Source organism: Streptomyces sp. NPDC001480 (genome assembly GCF_042894725.1).
Classification (GTDB): Bacteria; Actinomycetota; Actinomycetes; order Streptomycetales; family Streptomycetaceae; genus Streptomyces.
Map to the genome: position 1 here is coordinate 1 of NZ_JBIAVX010000066.1, position 1469 is coordinate 1469.

Consider the following 1469-nt stretch of genomic DNA (forward strand, 5'->3'; position numbering starts at 1 on the left):
CAATACCGGTGATTTAGGTGGTTTTCCGGCGGGTCGGTCTGGGCTTCGTCGGTCCAACCAGCGTCGCGCTGGGTGCGTCGGGCCGGGGTGGGGTGCGGTGCTCGGCGCGCTTGAGTTTCCAGTTGGACATCTTGCGCTTGATGACACGGGGGTTGGCGCGTAACCGGCGGGGCGGCAGGGGGCGTTCGCGAATCTCACGCAGAGCTGCGGCCAGGGCCCGGGTCAGCCGGGAGGGGGGAAAACGCCGCCTGGTCGGTGACGTGGCGGCGGACGACGCGGAGGGTGCGGGTGAAGGAGATCCGGTCGGGGTCGCAGTCCGCCTCCTGTGCGGCGTAGTGCATCAGGTCCCGCAAGGCGTGGTGCACCAGGAGGAAACCGAAGAGCTCCTGTTCGACGCCGGCCGGGTGCTGGGAGCGCAGGATGAGACGGGGCCCGCCCTGGTGGGTCTTGATCTCGTCCAGGGTGTTCTCGATCTCCCACCTCTGGGCATACAGCGCGGCCAGGGAGGCGGCGGACGCGGCCTTTGGGTCCAGGATGGTGGTGATCAGCCGGTAGACGGTGCCGCCGGGGGTGAGGGTGTACTCGATGACGCGAACCCGGGCAGGGTCCGCGCAACGGTTTTTGTCCCGGGCGGCGACGATCTCGGAGAGGTAAGAGCCGTCTTCCAGCAGGGCCCGCACCGGAAGCACGGCGTCATTTTTGACCCGCCACAGCAGATCAGCACCGGTCGCTGCGGCGGCCCGCCACAGGTCGAAGCCGCGAAAGCCTCGGTCGGCCAGGAGCAGCATGCCCGGCGTCAGCGCGGTGAACAGACGCTGGGCCAGTTCGGTTTCGTGGAGGGCCAACGGGCCTGTCTCGGCAGCGAAGACGGCGTGGGTGCCGCATTCGACCAGCGCGGCCATGCGTGCCTGCGGGTAGGCGCTCTTGTCCTGTCCACGGCTCACGCCCGGGCGGCCGAAGAAGGCGGCGTTGGCCTCGGTGTCCGGCACATCGAAGGTGGTGCCGTCCACCGCCACCAACCGCCATCCCCGGTACCACGCTCCCGTGGTCTCCTCGGTGGCCACCGGATGGCAGACCCGGGCGAACAGCGCCCGCAGCACTTCCGGACCCAGCCGCAGCCGGGCCCGGCCGATGGCCGCGGTGGTCGGCACCCGCCACGTTCCCTTCCACCGGCCCATCCGCTCCAGCCCGTGCGTGAGCAGCCGCGCGACCTCCTCGTATCCCTGCCCCGCAAACAGGCACATGGCCAGCACGAAATAAACGACCACCCGGGCCGGTAGCAGCCGCTGCCGACGTTCGGCCCGGCCACACTCCGCGATCACGTCGTCCACCAACTCCGGCGGGAACGCCTGCGTCAGCACCCCGAGCGCAATCCGATCCGACAGCCGCTCGTCTGCTCGCGACTTCACTTGTCCGGGCCTTGGCACACCCCGTTCAACGACCGGTCAGAGCCAAAGTCACCGGTATTG

1 protein-coding gene is annotated in these 1469 nt (G+C 69.4%); it reads right to left on the bottom strand.

The features are described from left to right. Nucleotides 1-194: 194 nt before the first annotated feature. Nucleotides 195-1427, bottom strand: a complete 1233-nt coding sequence (locus tag ACFY01_RS46720) for an IS4 family transposase (RefSeq protein ID WP_390741877.1) — start codon at nucleotides 1425-1427, stop codon at nucleotides 195-197. Between the last annotated feature and the right edge of the window lie 42 nt (nucleotides 1428-1469).